This window comes from Rheinheimera texasensis (assembly GCF_964031785.1).
Lineage (GTDB): Bacteria > Pseudomonadota > Gammaproteobacteria > Enterobacterales > Alteromonadaceae > Pararheinheimera > Pararheinheimera texasensis_A.
In genome coordinates this window covers 217,742-240,973 of the sequence record NZ_CAXIRE010000019.1, presented here as the reverse complement: position 1 = coordinate 240,973, position 23,232 = coordinate 217,742, and the positions used below count along the sequence as shown (strand labels likewise).

Genomic DNA, 23,232 nt, shown 5'->3' with positions numbered 1-23,232 from the left:
GATGCAATCTGAAGCCAAAAACAACAAATTTGATGTGGTCGCTTTGTGTCAGGCGGCGCGGGTTGCCAGCCGGCAACTGGCGCAGTTATCTGAAGCACAGAAAAACCATATTCTGACCGACATGGCTGATGCACTGATCACCGCGACGCCGGCTATTCTGGCCGCCAATAAGCTGGACATGGCCGCAGCGCGGGAAAAAGATCTGGCGCCAGCGATGCAGGACCGGCTGCTGTTGACCGCCGAGCGGCTGCAAAGCCTCGCTGGCGCCGTGCGGCAAATCTCCGCGTTGCCAGACCCGGTCGGTCAAATCCGTCACTTGGCGCCACGACCCAACGGCATTCAGGTTGGCCGGATGCGCATTCCGCTGGGTGTCATCGCGATGATTTATGAAGCGCGGCCTAACGTGACGGCGGATGCCGGTGCTTTGTGCCTGAAATCCGGCAATGCGGTGATTTTGCGCGGCGGCCGCGAAGCCTTGCAGTCGAGCCTGGCCATCGCGGCTGTGCTGCAGCAAGTGCTGGAAAAACATCAGATTAATCCGGCGGCTATTGCCGTATTACCGGACCCGGACCGGGCGATATTACTCGAATTATTGCAGCAAAAAGCTTATGTCGATTTGGTGATCCCACGCGGTGGTGAGGGGCTTATTCATTTTGTCAGCGACAACAGCCGCATTCCGGTGATCCAGCATTACAAAGGCATTTGCCATTTGTTTGTCGACAAAGCGGCAGATCCGGACAAAGCCTTAGCACTGCTGCTAAATGGCAAAACCCAGCGGCCAGGCGTCTGCAACGCACTGGAAACTTTGTTAGTGCATCAGGATATCGCAGCCAGCTTTCTGCCGCTGGCTGGTGCTGCTTTGGCGGAACAAGGCGTGCAGGTCTTTGCTTGTCCGCACAGCCTTGGCTATTTCAGCAATGCCCAGCCGGCCGGCCCGGCGCAATTTGATACTGAATATCTGGCGCTGGCGTTATCAGTGCGCGTGGTGGACAGCTTTGCTGCAGCAACAGCGCATATAGAACAACACAGCTCCGGCCATACCGAAGTGATTTGTACTCAGGACATCAGCCGGGCGCAGCGTTTCCTGAAGCAAATCAATTCTGCGGTGGTGATGGTCAATGCATCTTCGCGATTTTCCGATGGTGGCGAGCTCGGGCTTGGCGCTGAAATTGGTATCTCTACCAGTAAGTTACATGCTTATGGCCCTATGGGGTTAGAGTCGTTGACGACAGAAAAGTATATTGTGATTGGTGACGGACAAGTCCGGCAATAACGGCTTGACCCGCTGCTCTTGGGCGGCAGCGGGCGCTGCAATCTGTTGGGTTAATTGCGAATGGTGTCGTTGCGGTTCCACAAATTCTGATGTTTCAGGTAACTGAAAAATTCATCCGGGTTCCAGCACTTCGGGATCAAGTCTGTATTGACCCTTTCCTCAAAATTCGACACCAGCTTGCTCAGAATTTCGCGCAGCCGCTCTTCACTGATGCGCTCCAGTTTTTGTTGTGCGACCGGAAAGTACAGATTGTTTTCGGCGCTGACCACCACGTTGATGCCAAAAGTGTTAAAGGTCAGATTCCGGGTGACTTGGCGGCATATCGGTTGCTCTGGCTCGAGTGGATACAAGCCGTTGACGATGGCATATTCATAGCGATCTAAGTCGCGTTTATCTGAGTCTTTTGGGATATAAGTGATGCCGTAACCTTGCGGGAAATAACCGGTGATGGTCAGCAGGCTTTGTACGACAGCTGCCGGATACCAGCCTTTTTCTACACCGGCTTTAAGTAAAGGCCCGACTTTGGGCAGGCTGTCGTAGCTGTAATTCTGTTTCGACGGCAACACCACTGAGGTGTAGACCTGTGGGATCTTCAGCAGATTACCAATACCGTCTTCCGGCGTGATCGCCGAGCGCAGCAAATGAAGGGTAAACGCCTGTTTGTCTTCCTCTACCATCATAAACAATTCACGCTCAGCCCTGGAGTTGCCAATATATTGGTCCAGCCCCAGCCCTTCCTGCAGATACAACTGGCTTTGTTCAAAACTGATTTGCAGTAACTGTTGGCGCTGCTCAGCCGGTAACAGCCGGTATGGGTCCTGATCACCTTCCGGCCCATATAACAGGCTTTGAACCTGCGGGTGTTGCAGGCCAATATCCTGAATCAGGCAAGCCATCACCAAAGGGATCTGCACTTCTTCGAGGAATGCAGACGCGGTATCGGCGGCGGTATTCAGCGAGTCGGCAACTTTGGCCAGCACAAAACGGTTTTTAATCTGCTTGTCGGTTAATAACTGTTGCAGCAGGAGCAGCGCCAGGATGGCTTTGTACAAATGTTTATGACGCTGGTTAGTCACGGCGATGTTCTTGCCATAGGTCGGCGACAGCAGCTGAATAGTGCCGAGCGCGCGGGCGGCCAGCTGGCGTGATTCTTCTTTAGTATCACCCTGGATCAGTTCAACAATATGCCGCGCCACACCTTTGAGCTGGCGAATGCGGTCAATCCGGTTATCTTGTTGTTGTTTCAGACTTTCTTTCAGTTGCTGACTGACTTCGGTCAGTTTAAGTTCCAGTTTATGCCGGGCGCCTTTACTGGCATCGTCGAGCCGGCGTTGCAGCTCGGTTTTTTGCTGTTGCAGCAGGTTTATTTCGCGTTGTTCGTGACCTTGAAAATACCAGGCGGCCTGCTCATAAATTGACTGGCGTTGACTGCTGTTGTCATAAATTTTACTCAGCAATTCTTTGATGATTTTGGTGGCTGCGTTTGCACCGTACAACGCCTGATTCATGCCCCAGGTTCCTTTGCCTTTTCAGGTACAGTAGAGATCCATGATGACACAACTGTAGCTGTTTTTTCAGCTCGTGCCAGCGCAGCTGCATGGTGTTCTGTCCGGAAAATTAGACAAGCGCGAGTTAATTTGCTTTTCTTAAACAATTAGTTAGCAAAGGAAGTTGCCTGTGTACATTGCAGTGATCGGGGGCGGTATCAACGGCGTGACCTCAGCCTGGCAGCTGGCGTTGGCGGGGCATCAGGTCGAATTATTTGAACGCGATGGTCTGATGCAGGCGACCAGTGCCGCGTCCAGCAAGTTATTGCACGGTGGCCTGCGTTATCTGGAACAAGGCGAGTTCCGGCTAGTGCATGAAGCGCTGCAAGAACGGCGCTGGTGGATCAAAAAAGCGCCGCATTTGACCCGGCGTTTACCCATTCTTTATCCGATTTACCAGAGTGGCCGCCGGCCGCGCTGGCAGCTGAAAATTGGCCTGTGGCTTTATGATCTGCTGTCTGGCCGCAAAGGCATTGGCCGGCATCGCTGGCTTAATACCCGGCAAACGCTGCGCTGCAGTCCGGATCTACAGCCGGATGGTTTACTCGGTGCCTTTTTGTTTTTTGACGGCCAGATGGACGACCAGCAGCTCGGGCTTTGGGTCGCTGAGCAGGCACGCCAGCATGGCGTGCTGCTGCATGACCATCAGCCGGTGCAGGCATTGCAGGCCGATGGTCAGTTGCAACTGGCCAGCGGTGAATGGCGCCGCTTTGACCGCGTGATTAATGTGGCCGGTCCCTGGGCCAATCAGTTGCTGCAGCAGTCGGGTTTAGCTGTGCGACAGCCATTGGATTTAGTGCGTGGCAGTCATCTGTTATTACCGCCGCTGTGCCGTTATGGCCATATGCTGGAAGTGCCGGGCGAAGCGCGTATCGTGTTTGTGCTGCCGTTTCAGGGGCAGACCTTGCTTGGCACTACTGAAGTGCGGCAGCAACTGAGCGAGCCTATCCGCTGCAGCAGTGCGGAGCGTCAATATTTGTTAAAGCTGTATAACCATTATTTTGTCACCAAGCGTTTTGATACTGATATTCAGCGCGAGTTTGCCGGCGTGCGGCCATTACTTGGCGGCGCCGATGATGCCAGTAAAGCCAGCCGCGAATATGCGATGCATTGGCAGCAGGCGGTGCTGACGGTCAACGGCGGCAAGTGGACGACAGCGCGGGCGTTGGCGAAACAAGTGGTGGCGCAGGTGCAAAGCAGCCATTGATATTTGCTCTGACCCCATGCTCATTGCAAAAACCTCCGGCGTGCCGGAGGTTTTCTCGTCAGGAAGGCTTTAAATCAGGTTAAATCCAGTGCCAGGATTTTCGAGCGCCGCTGATAGTTGTACAGCTGCTGTTTTTTCGCCGGTAAATCGGCGACGTCTTTCAGTTCAAAGCCGTGCTCAAGGAACCAGTGAATGCTGCGGGTGGTCAGCGCAAACAAGGTGTAGTACTTGCGTTGACGGGCAAGGCCAATAATGTGTTTCAGCAGCAAGCTGCCGCGGTCAGCGTCGCGATAATTCGGGTGTACCGCCAGACAGGCAAATTCACCGACATTTTCTTCCGGGAACGGATACAGCGCAGCACAACCAATCACCAGGCCGTCGCGTTCAATCACCACAAACTGGTCGATTTCCATTTCCAGCTGCTCGCGGGAGCGGCGCACCAGCAGGCCTTGTTGCTCCAGCGGCCGGATCAGATCCAGAATACCGCCGATATCATTAATAGTGGCGAGGCGCAGCCGTTCGGCCGCTTCGGTGACAATCTGCGTACCGATACCATCGCGCGAGAACAGCTCCTGCAGCAAAGCGCCGTTCATGGTGCTGCTGACCAAATGGCAACGTGACACGCCGGCGCGACTGGCAGTAATAGCGGCATGCAGGAAGGCCAAAGTTGAGGTGCAGGCGCGTTGGCCCTGTTCCAGCTGTAGCAACATAGATTCGGCGAAGTTTGGCATTAATTCGGCAATAATCTCGCCATCTTCGTCGATGATGCCGCCATCATCGCTAAAACCAATCATTTTGTCGGCTTTGAGTTTAATCGCGACCTGGGTGGCAATTTCTTCGGCTGTCAGGTTAAAGCTTTCGCCGGTGACGGACGCAGCAATAGGGCCCATCAGCACGATGCAGTTCTGGTCGAGCTGGCGGCGGATACCGGCGACGTCAATGCGACGCACTTTGCCGCTGTGGAAATAATCGACGCCTTCATCAACCCCCAGTGGCTGGGCAATAACAAAGTTGCCGCTGACCACGTTGATTTGCGCATTATGCATCGGTGTATTGGACAAACTCATCGACAGCCGGGCCGTGATATCAAGCTGCAGCGCGCCGGCGACTTGTTTAATCAGCTGGAAAGAATCGTCGTCAGTGACGCGAATGCGGTTGTGATACTGCGCGGTTAAGCCGGCCTGTGTCAGCGCATTGTTGATTTGTGGCCTTGCGCCGTACACCAGCACAATTTTGATGCCTAGTGTATTTAGCAGAGCGATGTCATTGATAATACTGCGAAAACCAGGTTGCGTAATGGCTTCACCGCCCAGCATCACCACAAAGGTTTTGCCACGGTGTGCATTGACATAAGGGGCCGACTGGCGGAATCCATCAACAAGTTCAGTAGTACGCACGCTCTGTTTGTGTCCTTCTGTGTTCGCGGCTCGGTAAAAATGAGCCTGATGATATTTAGCACAGCAATCTTTAGCTTAGTCATAAGTGCTTGGTATGACAGCAGTATGACCGGTTGCTGCTTAACCGCCAGCCTGTGGTTTGCCGCAGGCAACTTACAGGGACAAAGCGGGACGGCGAATTGGCGCGTACTTTAATGGAAAAGTGGATAAATATCCAACAATTATTTGGCTGGGTTTTAGCGGTGTTAAGGCTGTCAGGTTAAGGCTTTGATTAACTGATGGTTGCATTTTTGCGACGTTGACTTTATTGACTTTTTTGCAAATATATCCAATAAAATAGCATATAAATCTAAAAATGGCAGGCGCGTCCGTGCGCCCGCACCACATCAACACGCTACTTAGCCGCCGCTACTAAAACTACAGACAAATTGCCAGCTGCCGTCGCTGCCGGGTTTGCTCTGAGTCCACCATTTGGCCTGATACAATTTGCCTGCATCAGACATGTAATCGCCGCTGTTGGCGTAACTTGGTCTGTTAGCTTCGTCTTTGCGCGGCCAGTTCGGGTAAGCGAAGATTTTCGCCGGGTCGACGCCGCCGCAGCTCTGGCCGTTTTGAGCTGGTTTTAAGTCGAGGTTGACGTAACCAGTGGCGTTTTTCAGGTAAAACCTGTTACTACCAATTGGTTGCTGCAGGCTGATTTGACCGTTGTTCAGCACACCGATTTGCAGCACATCACTGTGCAGCGTGTTCACCTGTTGCGCCAGCTCCAGCGCCCACTGCTGGCCTGTCTGATTGCTTTGGCTTATCAGCAACGATTTTTGCAGCTGTTCAGCGCCATTGGCATCAAACACCCGCAACAATGCCGTTTCACCGGCTTTGCCGAGCTGCGTCGCGGTTAAATAAGCGCCTTTGTCATGCCAACTGCCACTGTTGCTGTCGCCATTGCTGAACTGCAAATCTGAGCAATTATAAAAACCTTCGCCGACCACATCCTGACGTTGCCAGCGCGTATACAACACGGCATTGCCACTGCGGTTTTTCGGCAACGGAATATCGATTTCATAATAACCACTGACCGCCGGCACATCAGCTTGTTGATGAATCAGCGTCAGCTGCTCCCAGCTGAGCGGCGCTGTGGCCGCATCAAAACCCGGATTGGACAGATAAAACTGCCAGAAACTGGGGTTATGCGGCGTGGTGGCGCGAAAACGCAGCCGCAGCTGCGGTGTGGTTTGCAGGTCAATTACAGTGCGTTGCCAGTGGGCGGAAGGCTGGTCCATACCGGCTTTGCGGCTGTCGCCACCGGCACAGAGCAGGCCATTTTTCACTGCCGCCCGTACTGCGGTCTGATTGTGATAATCCGGCACATTAATCGAATATTCATGATGTTGCGTCAGGGCGTAGCCGCCGGATTGTTGGTAAGCGGCACGACAGGCCAGATTCGGAATGCCGGAGCCATCAGCCGGCCACCAGTAGCCACCGTCGTCTTTACAAATTTGCTGGCGGGCTTTGGGGTAATCGACATAACCGTGCGCCTGCACTGTCTGGGCGGCCAGCAACAGCAGCAGCGTGCTGGTGGCGGATAATAATTTATGCATCAAAGGTTCTCCTGTTGCGACAGACCGCGTGGGCGGTCTGTCTGTGATGGGGCAAAGGGTTCAGGCTTTATTGCAGACAAAAGTCCAGCTGCTGTCGGAGCCGGGCACTGACTGCGTCCACCAGTTGGCTTTGTATACTTTGCCCTGATAACGCAGATAGTCGCCTGCGGCGGCATAAGTGCCGCGTGGCCAGTTCGGATAGTCATTGACAGTGGCGGGCACACCGGCACAACTGCCGCCAGTATCGCCACCACCTGCATCGATAGTGCCGGCCGGCAACTGCGGATATTCCTGCTTCAGTGCAAAATTCTGGCTGCCGACACTAACCCGCCAGTTCGACGGCATCGGAATGGGCAGGTAATAGTTCAGCGTAATGCTGGTGCTGGTATTTGCTGCGAGCGGGCTGTGTGAAGGTAAGGTCAGTTCAACGCGGTGGAAGTCGTTTTGGATACCGCCGATGTTATTACCACTGCTGTTGCGGCCGCTTTGTGTGACCTTAGTGCCGTAGCCGCTTTGATCGGTGAAGTTGTCGCCGCTGGCGGTGGGCACGTCAAAGCTGATTTTGGCGCCGCCTGGGATGGTCTGGCCGGATTTGTTGGTCAGCGTCAGTTTAGGATTGATCGGATAGTTGGCATCACCGAGTTTAAAACCATCGATTTTGACCTGCAGATCCAGGCTTTGCGCCGGCACTGGTTTCGGGTCGCGTTTATTGCCATAAGGCGCAGCAGTTTTAAAGGTCTGATAAAAAATGCTGGTGAGGTCAGCACCCATGCCGTATTCGGCTTTGCCGGCATCGTAGCTGTAGTCACCGGCCAGTTCCCAGAACATCACACCACCAATGCCTTTATCAACGATGTAATTGGCTTTTTGCTGGATACTGACTTCGTCTTCGACTGACAAAAACACTTTTTTCGTGTCGTTCCACAGCCAGGTTGCGACCAGCGTCGGGTCGTATTGCAGCTGATATACGCCAGTCAGGCGGTCGGTTGGATCTGTGACCGGATCCAGGCCATAAGCAGCGGCATAAGAGCCAGCTTTGCCCAGTTGCAGGTTGCGGGTGTGCCACAACGGGTTTGAGCCGGCCGGCACTTCTGCGCCCAGGCTGTTTTTGTCATGCCACAGATTGTCGATGCCGACTGCGCCAGCGCCACATTGATTTTGTGGTGAGCCACCGGTGCCGGGCGGACACTGGTTTTGATTCGCTTGTGCCGCTTTGCCCCACAAACCTTTAGTGCCGCCTGTGACATTTTGCCAGCCGCGACTGTAATAAGGCACACCGATATTGACGCGGCCGGCTTGCATCGCACCGCGGAAATAATGATAGGCCCAGTCTGTATTGAGGTAACCCAAGCCCTGATATTGCGCGCTTTGGTAGTAATTCCACACCAGCAATTCGCTGTCACGGCCATCGTCAAACAAAGCGGCATTGGGGCCAACATGCTGGTTCCAGGCGCCATGCAGGTCGTAACTCATGATGTTGACGTAATCCAGATACTGCGTGACCGGAAACACTTCCATACCGCGCAGCAGATAACCGCTCGACGGCGAGGCGATGGTCAGTAAGTAGTGTTTACCGTCGGCCACAGAAGCCGCATCCAGTTTTTCCCGCAGCGTTTTCATCAGCACCTGATAAGACGCCATCAGACCGGCGCGGCGGGCGTTGGAGATGGCAAAATCATCCGGATTGCCGGAGTCTTTCATGCTGGACGGGTATTCGTAGTCGATGTCTGCGCCGTCAAAACCGTAAGTGCGCAAAAAGGTGACGACTGAGTCGGCAAAAGTATTGATACCGGTCACATTGATGGAGTTATCGGCGTTGGTGGTCATGGTATAAAAACCGCCACTGGCGACGCGATTGCCCTGGTCGTCAAAATAACCACCGGTTTCGGCCCAGCCGCCAATCGATACCAGTGTCTTCACGTCCGGATGTTGTTTTTTGAATTTATTCAGCTGGTTAAAGTGGCCTTTGTAGCTGAACTGCGGGTCCATTTCAGCGCCGGTCACGCCTGGCCATTCCATATTGGTGGCCGCGTTATCGGGTGCCTGCGGATTGCCAATCGACACTTTGTGCTGTGCGTCGACATGGGCAAAGGCGTAGTTCAGATGGGTGACTTTGTCCCACGGAATGTTATGGGCAAGGTAGGACGGCTGGCCGTTTTTACCGGTGCGCCAGCTGGTGAAATAACCAATGATACGGCGCGGATGGTCGGCGCCCATTTTCTCCCGGCCTTGTTGGTCATAGATGGTGCAATAAGGCACATCCAGCCCAGGCGTCTGATACAGACCGTCCGGGCGGCAGGCGGCATGGCCGGTCGGGTTGTTGGTTACACTGAACTGAATACTGGCTTCGTTTTGGCCACCGAGATTATCAATCACCCGCACCGTCAGTTGCTGATTGCCGGCGACTGCGGTCCAGCTGCTGCTGTAAGGCGCGGCAGTTTTTTCCGCAATCACAGTGCCGTTTAACACAAACTGCACTTTGGCGACGCTGCCATCGGCGTCGCTGGCATTGGCGCTCAGCAATACTGTTTCACCGGCGTTCAGGCTGGCATTGTTGGCAGGTGCCGTGATGCTGACGCTGGGCAGCTGATTATTGCCGGCGCTGACCGTGAAGCTGACTGCCGCGGTCTGGCTGGTCGCGGCTTTGTCGTCGGTGGCTTTGGCGTAGACACTATGATTGCCGGTAACTGCGGTCCAGTTCAGGCTGTAGGGCGCGCTGCTGTCGCTGCCAGCCAGTTGATTATCGACAAAAAACTCGACTTTACCGACGCTGCCGTCCACATCGCTGGCATTGGCGCTGAATGTAACGGCGGCACCGGTGTTATAGCTGCTGCCGGCGGTGGGGGCGGTTAAACTGATTTGCGGCGGTTTGTTGGCAACCACGCCGTCGCAGTCACCTTGTAGGGTCCATTCCTGATAGGGGTTGGAATACTGCGCCGGATTTTTATTCTGGTTCCACCAGTTGGCTTTGTAAGCCTTTTGCTCATGCTGCACAGTGGCGCCGCCACTATAAGCTTTACTGGCGAGCCAGCTGTCCAGATTGTTGCAGCTGACCGTGGCGGCCTGCAGCTGAGCGCCATAAAGCGCGGTGCACAGCCAGCCGAGCCGGCGTGCCGTGATAAATTGAATGTGCATAAAAAGTCCTGCCTGTTGATTTCGATTTATTTTGTTTTCAATAGCAAGACGGGCGCCGGGGTACTTTTTCACTGCCTCCCTGTGCTGCACTTGTCCATGTGTGAGCTGTCCATCGAAGAGTGCCTGTGTTGCTGCCATCAAGATGAAACAAATGACAGCGTTGTCAAAATCAACTTTCAGACAAGAAAGTGATTTTTATCTGATTAAATTCTGATATCAGGGCAGGTGTGTGATTTAGTGAGGATTTCAGTAAAGACGCCACAGGCAACGCAAACAACTGTCTGTGGCGATAACGGGTTAATCGAGAATGATATGTGGCAAAAACCTGGAGCTGTCTTTGGTGATCAGCGAATTGTCCTCGCGAATGCCGATGCCGGCGGCACTGTCACCCACCAGCCACGAGCCAATCAGCGTGTAGCTGTCGCCAAATTTTGGTAAGGCGTGAAAAGCCTGACGGATATAACCACTGTCGTGGTAAGGGCCATCGACTTTTAGCCGCTGACCACTGTGATCGACCAGTTCAATATTGGCGCCTTCGCGCGAATACAAAGGTTTACGCACCCAGCCGCTACTCAGAACGCTCTGCGGCTCGCTGTCAAAAAACGCTGGCAACAGATTGGGATGATTCGGGTATTTTTGCCATAACAGCGGCAAAATGCCTTTGTTGGACAACAGCATTTTCCAGGCAGGTTCCAGATAGGCTGTTTTGCTGCTTTTCAGGTGTACGCCGAAATCTTCCCGCAGCATAAATTCCCACGGATAAAGCTTAAACAGCGACTGCAGCGGATAGTTGTCGGTATCAACCAGCTGGCCGCTGATTTCGCCGATTTGATCGAGGCCAATAAACCGCGCATCAATGCCGGCCTGCGTGGCGATATCCATCAGATAATGCACTGTGCCTTTATCTTCGATATTGTCGGCCACGCAGCTGAAATACAGCGGTTGCAGTATGTTCAGCGTGGCAAAACGGTGCTCCAGTTGGTCCTGCAGCGAATTAAACTGGTCGGCGCCTTGTGGCAGTTTGCCGCGCATCAGCTGGTCTTCCAGCCAGACCCACTGGAAAAAGCCGGTTTCGTACAGTGAAGTTGGCGTGTCGTAATTCAGTTCCAGCAGTTTGGCCGGGCTTTTGCCGTCATAGGCCAAATCCAGCCGGCCATACAAATGGGGTTGTTGGCTACGCCAGCTTTCTGCGATCCAGTCCCAATACAAAGCCGGCACATCCAGCTGTTGTAATAGTTGTTCGCTGGCGAGAATTTCCGGCACCAGTGACAAAGCCATCTGGTGTAGTTCTTCTGTCGGCTCTTCAATGTCCTGCTCAATTTGCTGCAGGCTGAACTGATAATAAGCCGACTCGTCCCAATAAGGTTCGCCATCAAAGGTATGGAAATTAAAACCGACCGATTCGGCATAACTACGCCAGCCGGCCCGTTCGGCGATACGGACTTTTTTCATCGCAATAACCCTATCCGCCGAATGAACTGCTTTGCTGGTCGCTGCGCCGTTGCGCCTGAGCACCAAAACCACCACGATTGACCATTTTGCCGGGTGCAACCTGCATCCGTGATGGCATCACATTGACCGGGCCGGTTTGGCGGGCGACCGGCTGATTGTTGGCAGTGCGGAAGGTCGACAGGTCGTCTTTGGATTTATACAGCGGCTGAGTTGGCACATGTTGTTTGGCTGAACTGCTTTTATTCAGCATCTGACCGGCAAGAAACCCCATCATCATTGGCATAAAAAAACCACCGGAGCTGGCTTGTTGCTGCTGGGGTTGCGGGCAGTTGCCGACGCCAAAATCGGCTTCACATTCGGCCTGAGTCTGATATTTCGGCGCCACCTGCTGGTGCAGTGCTTCGGCTTTGGCAAATTCGGCTTTGCAGCTTTCTGGTGGATTGTAAAAAGCAGCACATTCATCGGCGTCTTTATACACAGCGCTGGTGACTGGCTCTTCACTGCTGCAACTGGCGAGGAAAAATCCGGTCGCCGGTACCATCAGGATCAGTGCCGCTTTACGGCTGCGTTTAGTCATTTTGCTCATAATGCCTCCGTCAGAATGTCATGCTGGCGGCGTTGATGAGGCCCACAGCGATGGAAGCGCCAGCCGCGAGAATACCGGAGGCAATTTCACCTGCGCTGATACGTTGCGGTAATTGGCGCACGGTTAAACGTACGGCGACAAAGGTCAGAATTTGGATCACCAGCGCAAAGGCACCCCAAATTGCACAATCTGCCAGTGAAATTGAATGTTCGATGGCGCTGGCCAGCGGCAGGGCAAAACCAAGCAGCGCACCGACAAAAGCGATGGCTGCGGCCGGGTTATTGGCGCGGATCAGGGCAAATTCGTCGTGCGGCGTGACCCAACTGTAAAAGCGGCAAAACAGCAGTATTAATAAAATGGCTAAAACAAAAAAGCTCAGAAAAGCTGGTAAACCAGCGATGGAGGCAAGAATAGAGTCTGTCATGAGGAAGTCCTTGTCGACGAAAGCCTGAGGGTTTTCCCTATCATCCTGAAATTTATTCATAAACGCAATCATTGCTGCGGCCCGCACCTGGCCGCACAAGGTGATTTGCCTTGGGCTGGACTATGCTCAAAAAGCGATATCCCGACGTCAATTCCGAGGTGTTCATCATGTTCAATCAACTGAAAGTGCGAAGCCGCCTGGTGCTGCTCGCTGCTCTGCCATTGACGGCGCTGGTACTGATGTGTCTGTTGTCTTTATATGATATGAAATTGTTAGCTGCTGGTGTCGACAGCCTGTATCAGGACAGAGTCAAACCGCTGCAGCAAATCAAACAGGTGTCCGATGCTTATGCGGTGACTATCGTCGATACCTTGCATAAACACCGGGCGGGTTTACTCGACGCCGGCCAGACGCTGCAGCTGTTAGATCAGGCTGAAGCTCAGGCTGAACAAGCCTGGCAGGCCTACCGCAATACCCGCATGACGGCGGATGAGCAGCAACTGCTCAATGAAGCTGAACGTGATATCAGTATCTGGACCGCGCAGCTGGCGCAGTACCGGCAACTGCTGGGTAGTAATCAGCTGACCGACGAAGCCGCTAAAAGTTTTAATGAAAAATTGTATGCCAGCGCCGATCCGCTCAGTGCCGCGCTGACCAAACTGATTGACCTGCAGCTGAGTGAATCCGGGCGTTTTACCGCTGAAGCGCAGCAAACACTGGCGAAAACGGTCTGGTTGTTTATTTGCATAGTGGTGCTGGTCAGTCTGGTCTTGCTGTTGTTATCAGTGCTGGTCAGCCGTTCTATTCAGCGACCGTTATCTAATCTGCAATCGACCATAGTGGCGGTTGGCCAGCATTCAGACTTGCGGCTGCGGGCGACAGTCACGGGCCAGGACGAAATTGCGCAGACGGCGTTGGCGTTTAACCAGACGGTGAGCCGGGTTCAGCAGTTTTTTGCCGAACTCAGTCAGGCGGTCGCACAACTGGCGGCGGCTTCAGAGGAAATGAGCACTATCAGCCATCAGGTCAGCAATACGGCGTTTGAGCAGGAGCAGCAGGCAAATTTAATTGCCACAGCGATTAATCAGATGTCAGCAGCGATTCAGGAAGTGGCGAATAGCGCGCAGCATACTTCTGATCAGGCGAATCAGACCGATGTGCAGACCCAGCAAGGTGTGCAGCAGGTCAATGCCAATATCATCGCCATCACCCGCTTATCCGAGGCTATTCAGTCGGCGGGTACTGTGATTAGCCAGCTCAACAGTGAAACGGACAAAATCAGCCAGGTGCTGTCGGTGATTCAAAGTATCGCGGCGCAGACCAACCTGCTGGCGCTCAACGCAGCCATTGAAGCCGCGCGGGCCGGCGAGGCGGGCCGTGGTTTCGCAGTGGTGGCCGATGAAGTGCGGACGCTGGCGACCAATACCCAACAGGCGACTGAGTCGATCCGCAGCATGATTGACAAGCTGCAGGGCGCGGCGCGCGAGGCGGTCAGTGCCATGACAGAATCGCAGGGCCACGCTGAGGGCAGTGTGCACAATGCCGAGCAGGCCGGTACTGTCCTCGAGCAAATCAAACAGTCGATTTCTGCAATCGTCGATATGAACGTACAAATCTCGACGGCCACTGAACAGCAAACCATTGTTGCGGAAGAAATTAACCGGAACATTACCGACTTTAACGGCAGTATCTCAGAGGTCAGCCGCAGCTCGGCGCAAAGTGCTGATGCCAGTGAAGCGCTGGCTGAACTGGCGGCGCGTTTGCGGACTCAGGCGGCGTCGTTTCAGGTGTAATGGCACTACTGATCGGCAGATGGCGGGTGCTGGTGCCGGACGAGCAGTGCCATCCCGTCTGCCCCTGCGTTCATAGCAGCTAATGCTCTGTCCGTCGCAGATCGGCGCTGCTGCGCCTGTCGGGTGCTGGACATTCAATTCCTCCTCACTACACTCGGAACAAATTTCATTGTTGTTCCGGGAAACTCTTATGTCGCAAAAAACTGTGATTGCGCTGGCCGTGGCGGCCGCGCTGACTTTTCATCTGACGGGCTGTGGCAAAGCGCCGGAACCTGTGGCCCCGCAAGCTCAGGTTGAAGCCGTGCAGCTGAAATCAGGCATTGAACTGGGCAATCTGGATACGCAGGTCAAACCGCAGCAGGACTTCTTCCGTTACGTCAACGGCAACTGGCTGGCGAAAACGGAGATCCCGGCAGACAAATCGCGTTGGGGCAGCTTTGACGAACTGCGTTATAACGCGGAAAAACATGTGCTGGAACTCGTTCAGCAACAAGCCGTCAAACCGGCCGAAAGCGGTACCGATGCGCAGAAAATCGGCGATTTGTACCGTGCTTTTATGGACACAACCACCATTGATAAGCTGGGCCTGCAACCGCTCGCCACAGACATCGCCGCCATTGATGGTCTGAAGAACGCTGATGAATTGGCTATGTTCTGGGGCAAACTGCAAGCACAACGTTATGGCACACCGGTGACTTTATTCGTCGGCCAGGACCAGAAAAACTCCACCCAATATATCAGCCTGATCAATCAATCTGGCCTTGGCATGCCAGACCGGGATAACTATTTAAAAACTGACGAAAAAGCAGAAAAAATCAAACAGCAATACCGCTGGATGATTGCAAAATTCTGGGAATTGGCCGGTTGGCCGGATGGCTCTGCCGCAGCGGACCGGATTTATGCAATTGAACAGCAACTGGCGACTATTCAGTGGAGCCGGGTGCAAAACCGCGACCGCACTGCGACTTACAACAAAATGACGCCGGCGGAGCTGGCAACCGCAGCGCCTGGTTTTAACTGGGCGGGTTTCCTCGAAGGCGCGGGAATGCCGGCGATCGACAGCCTGGTCGTACGTCAGCCGACGTATTTAACCGAATTTGCCAAATTACAAAGCCAGATCAGTCTGGCTGACTGGCAGCTGTACCTGAAGTTTCATCTGATCCGCAGCCATGCCGCCTTGCTGGCAAGTAGCTTCGAGCAGGCCAGTTTTGATTTTTATGGTCGCGCACTGAATGGCCTGCAACAACAAAAACCACGGGAAGAACGTGCTGTTGCCGCTATTGATGAGGCCTTGGGTTTTATGGTCGGCAAGTTGTATGTCGAAAAACACTTCAAACCGGAAGCCAAAGCGCGGATGGAGCAGCTGATTAAAAATCTGCGCGCTGCTTTTGAGCAATCCATCAACGGCCTGGAGTGGATGAGCCCTGAGACGAAGCAACAGGCGCTGGCCAAGCTCGCCAAGTTTAATACCAAAATTGGTTACCCGGATGTCTGGCGTGATTACAGCTGTCTGGAGATCAAAGCCGGTGATTTAGTCGGCAATATGCAGCGCAGCAGCGCCTGTGAATATCAGCGCAATACCGGCCGTCTCGGCAAACCGGTCGATCGCACCGACTGGGGCATGACCCCACAAACGGTCAACGCTTATTACAGCTCGACGATGAATGAAATTGTGTTCCCTGCAGCAATTCTGCAACCGCCGTTTTTTAATGTCGAAGCCGACGACGCGGTCAACTATGGCGCTATCGGCGGTGTGATTGGCCACGAAATTACTCATGGATTTGATGATCAGGGCCGCCGCTCCGACGGGGACGGTAACCTGCGTGACTGGTGGACGCCGGACGATGAGCAGAAATTTAAACAACGCGCCCAGCTGATGATTGACCAGTACAGCGCCTTTAATCCGATTGATGACTTGCACCTGCAAGGCGCGTTGGGCCTTGGCGAAAACATCGCTGATCTGGGTGGTTTGACCGTGTCCTACCGTGCTTATCAGAATTCGCTGGGCGGCAAACCAGCACCGGTGATTGACGGCTTTACCGGCGAAAAACGTTTCTTCACCGGTTGGGCGCAAGTCTGGCGGATCAAATTCCGCGACGAAGCACTGCGTCAGCAAATTATCACCGGGCCGCACTCACCGGGCATGTACCGTGTGCTGGGGGTTTTGTCGAATATGCCGGAATTTTATCAGGCCTATGACGTCAAACCGGGCGACGGTATGTACCGGCCTGATGATGTGCGCGTGAAGATCTGGTAACAGCAGTTATTTGCCAGACAAAACGGGACTTCGGTCCCGTTTTGCGTTAGAGCGGTCACACATCGCATGACGCACGGCAACCGCAGATTTGTACTGAAATTGTACCGGATGCGGCGGCTGCCATTTGGTGGCTGAGTGTCGCCGTGTATAATCGGCCCAACTTTTCGCCAAGGGAATGAATTTTGAAACTCAAATTGTTATCTCTGTTGGTCTGTGGTGCCGCAGCTATCAGCACACCGGCTTTGGCCGGCTGGTGGATTGAAGCGGATGATTTGTCGCTACGCAACGATATTCAGCTGCTGTCGGATGCAGGTTTTATTCGCCAGCCCATCAACACCTATCCGCTGATGTGGAGCGGCATCCTGCAGGACTTACAACAACTGGACCCGTCGACGCTGGACCAGGACGCACAACAAGCGCTGCAGCGCGTGATGATGATCTGGCAACGTGACCGCCGTGAGGTGCAGGCCAGCCTGAGTCTAGCCGGTGAAACTGAACAGCCGGCCTTTGTGCGCTTTGGCGATACTTTACGTGACAAAGCCCAGGCGCAGGCCAGCGGCAGTTATCAGACCGAGCATGTCAGTGCGCGGCTGCAGGTCAGTCAGGTCAGTCAGCCGTTTGACCAGAATAAATCCCGCCTCGACGGCAGTTATGTCGCGGTCAAAGCCGGCAACTGGATTGTCAGTGCCGGCGCTCTGGAAAAATACTGGGGCCCGTCTTTTGATACCAGCGCCATTCTGTCGACCAATGCCCGGCCGGTACCGGCCATTACGCTGAGCCGTAATTCCAGCGTAGCTGATGCAGATGACTGGCTGCCGGCCTGGACTTTCACTACCAGCTTTGGCCAGCTCAGCAGCCGTGCCCATGTGCCTGATGCCAAACTTTGGCAGGCGCGGCTTGGCATCAAACCGCTGAATTCACTGGAAATGGGCTTTAGCTGGGTCATGACTTATGGTGGCGAAGGTTTTGGCAATGGCCTGAATGACTGGTTTGACGGCCTGTTTCGCGGCGGTCAGATTGAAGGCACAGAAAACATGCTGGCCGGCTATGATTTACGTTGGAGCACCAGCCTGCTGGGCCAGCCAGTCGGTATCTACTGGTCAGCGATTGCTGATGACTTTGGTACCAAAAATCTGCAGCTGTACAAAGTGTCTTACCAGCTTGGCATCGATACTTATATTCGCGCGCTGAGCAGCCGCGTTTATCTGGAAGCGCTGGATACGGCGATTGACTGCAGTAATGACCGCAAATTTAACTGTTATTATGAGCACAGTACCCATTTTGATGGTTACCGCCGTTATGGTCGCGCTTTTGGTACCTCGTATGACAATGACAGCAAAGTCCTGAATATCGGTATCCTGACGCAGCTCGACAGTCAGACCAGCTGGCATAACAAGCTGGCCTGGTTACGGCTGAACGTTGACGGTGGCCGGGTGGATTTACCCTCGCAGTGGACCCAAACCCAATTGCCGGCCCGTACTGTGTTGTTGTGGCGTACCGAACAACAATGGCGCGAACAGGCCGACCAGTGGAAATGGGGGCTGGAGTTCAGTAATACCGAGGATAAAGCCAGTGGTAGCCGTGACTGGCAATCCGAACTATTCCTGAGCTGGAGCCGCCAGTTTTAGCGGCTGTTGCATAGACAGCTAAAACCTTTGTGCATACGTATGCAATTTGTTGCTGCTTGGCAGCAGCAAATTGCCTGATTTTTGCTATTACCCACCCCAAATTTCCCGCTGTATCAGCGTCGTCTGAACTAATCATCGCTTCAATTTGAAACTAATCATTTTTTTCACAAATTCTGTGCTATTCGTTACATGGGACTGGCCTTGATGTTGGGACATTTCAGTGCGGATCCGCCGGAAAAACCAACAACAAAAGCGCTGATTGCACGTGGCTGGTGCAAGGTTTCGAAAAGTTGCACTGCCCCGGCGCAAAAGCGCGATTATGAATACGTATTCATGTTGTATCGGGGGGAGGTTCCACATAGAAATAGCATGGTTGTCATACTTCATGCCCCTTGGTATGGAGCACACAACCAAATAACTATGAAACACCACACCGGGGATGAAGGGCAATGAAACACTATAAACTCAGCGTACTGACGCTGGCACTGGCCGCGGCCGGTTTCAGCACCTCAGGCTTTGCAGCACAAGAAGCTGCTGCAGATGCCGGCAAAAAACTCACACCTACTGAAGCCCGTGCTAAAGCAAAAGCCGAAGCTGCAGTTGAAGTTATCGAAATCAAAGGTTTCCGTCGTTCTGTTGTTGAATCCATCAACACCAAACGCTTCTCTACCAACGTCGTCGAATCTATCTCTGCGGAAGACATCGGTAAATTACCGGATTCCAGTATCGCCGAATCAATTTCGCGCCTGCCGGGCCTGGCATCACAACGTTTGGACGGCCGCGCCAGCAAAGTCAGTATCCGTGGTTTCGGTGAAAACGAAAGCGCCACCACCTTCAACGGCCGTGAGCAAGTCTCTATCGGCGACAACCGCGGCGTAGAATTCGATTTATACCCGTCTGAAATCATGAGCGGCGTGACCGTGTATAAAACACCAAACGCCACGCTGGAAGCCGAAGGCATCGCCGGTGTTATCGACATGCAGACGGTCAAACCATTAAGCCGCGAGCGCACTATTCAGTTCAACGGCCAGTATGAAATGACCAGCCTGGACAAACTGAACCCGGACGGTAAAGACTCAGGTGCCCGTGGCACTTTCTCTTACATCGACAAGTTCGCCAATGACACTATCGGTGTAGCCTTTGCTTATTCAAAAATGAGCTCACCAAACCAGGAAAAACGCTGGAACGCCTGGGGTTACCCGGAGTTTTCAGTTGCTGGTAAAAACTATTCCATCCTTGGTGGTGCCAAGCCGTTTGTACGTTCATCGGTACTGGACCGTGACTCCGCTTTGTTAGTGATTGAAGCTGCACCAAACGACAAGCTGAAAATGACTTTTGATGCGCTGTACGTTGATTTCTCTGACGAGAAAATCCTGCGCGGTATCGAAATTCCATTCGCCTGGGGTTACAACCGTGGCACTTCAGCAGTTGAAGTAGACCCGGCCACAGGTTTCGTTACTAAAGGTAAAGTCAGCAATGAATACCTGGTGGTACGGAACGACCTGGAAAACCGCGATGCCAAAATGAACGCTTTTGGTTTTAACGCCGATTACAACCTGAATGACGACTGGACTTTAAACTTCGATGCCAGCCACTCATCGGTTGAGCGTGAAATTTGGTCTTTCGAAAGCTACGCCGGTACTGGCCGTGGTGACAAGCTGGGTGTCGGTGACAACCTGAGCTATGAATTAAAACCTGGCAACTCAGGCGCCGTCTTTACGCCAAGCCTGAACTACGGCGACTACAACCTGATTAAACTGGGTGGCCCACGCAGCTGGGGTTGGAGTACAGCACTGAACCAGAAATTCGGTGTAGTCGGTAACGATCTGTACGAAAACACTGCACAAGATGGTTTTATCAACGCGCCAACCGTTGATGACGAAATGAATGCATTTAAGCTGGCTGCGACCCAGATGCTGGAAGACGCCGGTATGTTTACCAAAATGCACTATGGCGTGTCGTACAAAACCCGTGAAAAAGACAAAAAGTCTGAAGGTTACTTCATGACTTTAAAAGATTTCCCGGCGATGGTGTCAGTGCCTGAGCAGTACCGCATGGGTACTGTGAACCTGGATTTCATCGGCATGGGCAACATGATTGCTTATGATTCCGGCGCTATGCTGAACGACGGTTATTATGTACTGACCGCTGAAAGCCTGACCAACCAAAGCCACTCATTCAAAACCTGGACAGTTGGTGAAGATGTCACTGCGCTGTATACCCAGGCCGATTTAGAAGCTGAAGTCGGTGGAATTCCGGTCACCGGTAGTGTTGGTGTGCGTTATGTCAAAACTGAACAGGACTCACAAGGTACAGCCTTTGGTACTGTGAATGGCCTGATCGTGGCTTCACCAACAGATATCGACCACAGCTACAGCCATGTGCTGCCAAGCCTGAACCTGATTTTTGATGTGGCAGAAAACCAATCCGTACGTTTTGGCGCTGCAAAAACACTGTCTCGTCCGCTGATGGGGGATATGAACGCCTCTATTGGCGCGACTTACAGCCAGCAGGTTGACAGCAATGGTAACAATTGGAGCGTCAACGGTGGTAACCCGCTGCTGGAGCCAAAAGAAGCGCTGGGTATCGACCTGTCCTATGAGAACTACTTCTCTGACGAAGGTTATTTCTCTGTGGCTTACTTCTGGAAAGACCTGAACGAGTGGATCTTCGACGGTAAGTACCAGGTTGATTTAGCTGGTGTGGCAGATCCAAGCACAGGCCAAGTGCCTCCATCTTCACGTGCAACCGGTTCAGGTAAAGTCAACGGTGGCGGCGGTACGCTGCAAGGGACTGAATTCTCTGCAACAGTACCACTGAGTGCTGTCAGCGACATCCTGGAAGGTTTTGGTCTGATCGCGAGCTACACGATTGTTGATCAGGATATTCAGGACCCACTGGGTAAAGATTACGAGTTGCCAGGCCTGTCAAAAGAAATCATTTCTGCGACGGCGTTCTTTGAGCGCAATGGCTTCCAGGCCCGCGTCAGCGCGCGTAAACGTGGCGACTTTAAAGGTGACGTCTACGGTATCGGTTTCGACACGCAACAAGTGGATATCGAAGGCGAGACAATTGTTGATGCTCAAATTGGTTACGACTTCGGTGAAGCCGGCTTTAAAGGTCTGGAAGGTCTGTCGATTTTCCTGCAAGGCCAGAACTTAACCGACGAGCCATTTGTGTCAACCCAAGGCGATGCGCTGAAGATCCGTGACTATCAGGAATACGGCAAAACCTACCTGTTAGGCTTCAGCTACAAGCTGTAATTTCTGCCACAATCAAAGCCCTGGTTCGCCGGGGCTTTTTTATGTACAGGATGTACGGTATGCCGCAAATGCATGGAGCAATTTGTGGCGATGTACAGGATGTACGGTATGCCGCAAATGCATGGAGCAATTTGTGGCGATGTAAAGTGACAAAACGGAGTCGTGATGCAAGCAAATAAACCGGTGCGTGAGGTAGTGATTTTAGGCGGCGGCACAGCCGGCTGGATTTCAGCGTCGCTGCTCGTGAAGTTACTGGGTAAATCTATTCGCATCACTTTGGTGGAAAGTGATGAGATTGGCATTGTTGGCGTCGGCGAAGCGACTATTCCGCCGATCATGACCTTTAACGCGGCACTCGGTATTGATGAAAAAGCCTTTGTCCGCGCCACTAAAGGCACAATTAAACTCGGTATTGAGTTTGAAAACTGGCGCCAGATTGGCGACCGCTACATGCATGCGTTTGGCAGCATTGGTAAAGAATTCCCCAGCTGTAACTTCCATCATTTTTGGGTGCGCAGCCAAAAACTCGGCATGCCTTATGACTTCTGGGATTTTTCGCTGGCCTATCAGGCGGCAGTGCAGCATAAATTTGGTCATCTGGCGAAAATCGACGGCGTGAATCTGCCGGGTCTTTCTTACGCCTATCATTTTGACGCCGGTTTGTATGCGCAGTTTTTGCGTCAGTTCAGCGAAAACCTCGGGGTGCGGCGCATTGAAGGCAAAGTCAGTCAGGTGCTGCGCCATGCCGACAACGGCGATGTGGCCACACTGGTGCTGCAAAACGGTGAGCAGGTGCACGGCGATTTATTTATAGATTGCAGTGGCTTACATGCGCTACTTATCGAAAAAACTTTAAACACCGGTTATGAAGACTGGAGCCACTGGTTGCCGGCCGACAGCGCGCTGGCGGTGCCTTGTGCCTCGGTGGACCCTATCACGCCGTACACCAAATCCATCGCTCACGCCAAAGGCTGGCAATGGCGCATTCCGCTGCAACACCGCATCGGCAATGGCTTTGTCTATTCGTCAAAATATTGCAGCGACGAAGAAGCCAAAGCGACTTTGTTGGCCAACCTCGATGGCGAACCTTTGGCCGAGCCGCGCAAAATCAGCTTTAAAACCGGCCGGCGCCGCAAACAATGGAGCCATAACGTGGTCAGCATCGGTTTATCCAGTGGTTTCCTCGAACCGCTGGAGTCGACCAGTATCCACCTCATTCAATCTGGTGTGCTGCGTTTACTGAAGTTTTTCCCCAATAACGGCATTTCGCCGGCGATGCGCGACGAATTTAACCGTTTGTCGCAGATTGAATTCGAGCAAATCCGCGATTTTATTATCCTGCACTACAAGCAAAACGAACGCACCGACAGCCAGTATTGGCTGGACTGCGCACGAATGGACGTACCAGAAACCCTGCGCCGTAAAATGGCGATGTTCCGCGAAACCGGCATGGTGCAGCGTGAACAGGATGAGCTGTTCTCTGAGATCGCCTGGCAGCAGGTGATGATAGGTCAGGGCGTGATCCCGGCGGATTATCACAGTATGGCCAATGCCATTGATGAAACCGCGCTGAAAGAGCTGCTGGATAACCTCAAAGCGGTGATGCAGGTCACGGTCAACCGCTTGCCTGCGCATCAGGACTTTATTGATTTCTGTGTACGCTGAGGGACGG

14 protein-coding genes are annotated in these 23,232 nt (G+C 53.2%); 7 read left to right on the top strand and 7 right to left on the bottom strand.

The annotated features are described in order from the left end of the window. The first annotated feature begins 1 nt into the window (after position 1). On the top strand, positions 2 to 1,273 hold the full coding sequence (locus ABNT34_RS09550; protein WP_348731012.1) for a glutamate-5-semialdehyde dehydrogenase: 1,272 nt from the start codon (positions 2 to 4) through the stop codon (positions 1,271 to 1,273). Positions 1,274 to 1,323: 50 nt separating this feature from the next. Here ABNT34_RS09550 and ABNT34_RS09545 read toward each other — a convergent pair whose 3' ends face one another. Continuing rightward, positions 1,324 to 2,781: a hypothetical protein gene (locus tag ABNT34_RS09545; RefSeq protein WP_348731010.1), complete on the bottom strand. Its 1,458-nt coding sequence runs from the start codon at positions 2,779 to 2,781 to the stop codon at positions 1,324 to 1,326. 169 nt (positions 2,782 to 2,950) lie between these two features. Here ABNT34_RS09545 and ABNT34_RS09540 point away from each other — a divergent pair, with 169 nt between their 5' ends. Continuing rightward, entirely contained in the window at positions 2,951 to 4,027 is a 1,077-nt protein-coding gene (locus ABNT34_RS09540) for a glycerol-3-phosphate dehydrogenase/oxidase (RefSeq protein WP_348731009.1), read from the top strand. A gap of 74 nt (positions 4,028 to 4,101) precedes the next feature. On the opposite strand, the gene argA is transcribed toward ABNT34_RS09540, so the two are convergent. The 6 genes from argA to ABNT34_RS09510 form a co-directional block, all read right to left on the bottom strand. Next, entirely contained in the window at positions 4,102 to 5,424 is a 1,323-nt protein-coding gene (gene argA, locus ABNT34_RS09535) for an amino-acid N-acetyltransferase (protein WP_348731007.1), read from the bottom strand. A gap of 398 nt (positions 5,425 to 5,822) precedes the next feature. After that, entirely contained in the window at positions 5,823 to 7,022 is a 1,200-nt protein-coding gene (locus ABNT34_RS09530; RefSeq protein WP_348731005.1) for a lytic polysaccharide monooxygenase, read from the bottom strand. A 60-nt stretch (positions 7,023 to 7,082) separates the two neighbouring features. After that, a complete protein-coding gene (locus tag ABNT34_RS09525; protein WP_348731003.1) occupies positions 7,083 to 10,157 on the bottom strand; it encodes a glycosyl hydrolase family 18 protein in 3,075 nt (1,024 codons plus the stop codon). Between the two features lie 297 nt (positions 10,158 to 10,454). Then, on the bottom strand, positions 10,455 to 11,609 hold the full coding sequence (locus ABNT34_RS09520; RefSeq protein ID WP_348731001.1) for a glutathionylspermidine synthase family protein: 1,155 nt from the start codon (positions 11,607 to 11,609) through the stop codon (positions 10,455 to 10,457). Positions 11,610 to 11,619: 10 nt separating this feature from the next. After that, the gene (locus tag ABNT34_RS09515) at positions 11,620 to 12,195 is read right to left on the bottom strand and encodes a DUF1190 domain-containing protein (protein WP_348730999.1); all 576 of its coding nucleotides are present in this window, start codon (positions 12,193 to 12,195) and stop codon (positions 11,620 to 11,622) included. A gap of 10 nt (positions 12,196 to 12,205) precedes the next feature. Continuing rightward, positions 12,206 to 12,619 (bottom strand): DUF350 domain-containing protein, encoded by a 414-nt coding sequence (locus ABNT34_RS09510; RefSeq protein ID WP_348730997.1) that lies wholly within the window; start codon positions 12,617 to 12,619, stop codon positions 12,206 to 12,208. A gap of 167 nt (positions 12,620 to 12,786) precedes the next feature. Between ABNT34_RS09510 and ABNT34_RS09505 the strand changes: the two genes are divergently transcribed. From ABNT34_RS09505 to ABNT34_RS09485, 5 genes are all read left to right on the top strand, one after another. After that, positions 12,787 to 14,412, top strand: coding sequence for a methyl-accepting chemotaxis protein (locus ABNT34_RS09505; RefSeq protein WP_348730995.1), 1,626 nt, complete (start codon positions 12,787 to 12,789; stop codon positions 14,410 to 14,412). Between the two features lie 190 nt (positions 14,413 to 14,602). After that, positions 14,603 to 16,669: a M13-type metalloendopeptidase gene (locus ABNT34_RS09500; RefSeq protein ID WP_348730993.1), complete on the top strand. Its 2,067-nt coding sequence runs from the start codon at positions 14,603 to 14,605 to the stop codon at positions 16,667 to 16,669. Positions 16,670 to 16,851: 182 nt separating this feature from the next. Beyond that, complete coding sequence (locus tag ABNT34_RS09495; protein WP_348730991.1) at positions 16,852 to 18,297, top strand: capsule assembly Wzi family protein; 1,446 nt, start codon at positions 16,852 to 16,854, stop codon at positions 18,295 to 18,297. A gap of 449 nt (positions 18,298 to 18,746) precedes the next feature. After that, positions 18,747 to 21,560 (top strand): TonB-dependent receptor, encoded by a 2,814-nt coding sequence (locus ABNT34_RS09490; protein WP_348730989.1) that lies wholly within the window; start codon positions 18,747 to 18,749, stop codon positions 21,558 to 21,560. A gap of 165 nt (positions 21,561 to 21,725) precedes the next feature. Continuing rightward, on the top strand, positions 21,726 to 23,225 hold the full coding sequence (locus ABNT34_RS09485) for a tryptophan halogenase family protein (RefSeq protein ID WP_348730987.1): 1,500 nt from the start codon (positions 21,726 to 21,728) through the stop codon (positions 23,223 to 23,225). Positions 23,226 to 23,232: the final 7 nt, after the last annotated feature.

Bases quoted from the DNA above. Each gene is read 5' to 3' on its own strand.
- ABNT34_RS09545 (WP_348731010.1), bottom strand. From the start codon at position 2,781: ATGAATCAGGCGTTGTACGGTGCAAACGCAGCCACCAAAATCATCAAA.
- ABNT34_RS09515 (WP_348730999.1), bottom strand. From the start codon at position 12,195: ATGAGCAAAATGACTAAACGCAGCCGTAAAGCGGCACTGATCCTGATG.
- ABNT34_RS09510 (WP_348730997.1), bottom strand. From the start codon at position 12,619: ATGACAGACTCTATTCTTGCCTCCATCGCTGGTTTACCAGCTTTTCTG.
- ABNT34_RS09490 (WP_348730989.1), top strand. From the start codon at position 18,747: ATGAAACACTATAAACTCAGCGTACTGACGCTGGCACTGGCCGCGGCC.
- ABNT34_RS09505 (WP_348730995.1), top strand. From the start codon at position 12,787: ATGTTCAATCAACTGAAAGTGCGAAGCCGCCTGGTGCTGCTCGCTGCT.
- ABNT34_RS09550 (WP_348731012.1), top strand. From the start codon at position 2: ATGCAATCTGAAGCCAAAAACAACAAATTTGATGTGGTCGCTTTGTGT.
- ABNT34_RS09485 (WP_348730987.1), top strand. From the start codon at position 21,726: ATGCAAGCAAATAAACCGGTGCGTGAGGTAGTGATTTTAGGCGGCGGC.
- ABNT34_RS09500 (WP_348730993.1), top strand. From the start codon at position 14,603: ATGTCGCAAAAAACTGTGATTGCGCTGGCCGTGGCGGCCGCGCTGACT.
- ABNT34_RS09530 (WP_348731005.1), bottom strand. From the start codon at position 7,022: ATGCATAAATTATTATCCGCCACCAGCACGCTGCTGCTGTTGCTGGCC.
- ABNT34_RS09520 (WP_348731001.1), bottom strand. From the start codon at position 11,609: ATGAAAAAAGTCCGTATCGCCGAACGGGCCGGCTGGCGTAGTTATGCC.
- ABNT34_RS09525 (WP_348731003.1), bottom strand. From the start codon at position 10,157: ATGCACATTCAATTTATCACGGCACGCCGGCTCGGCTGGCTGTGCACC.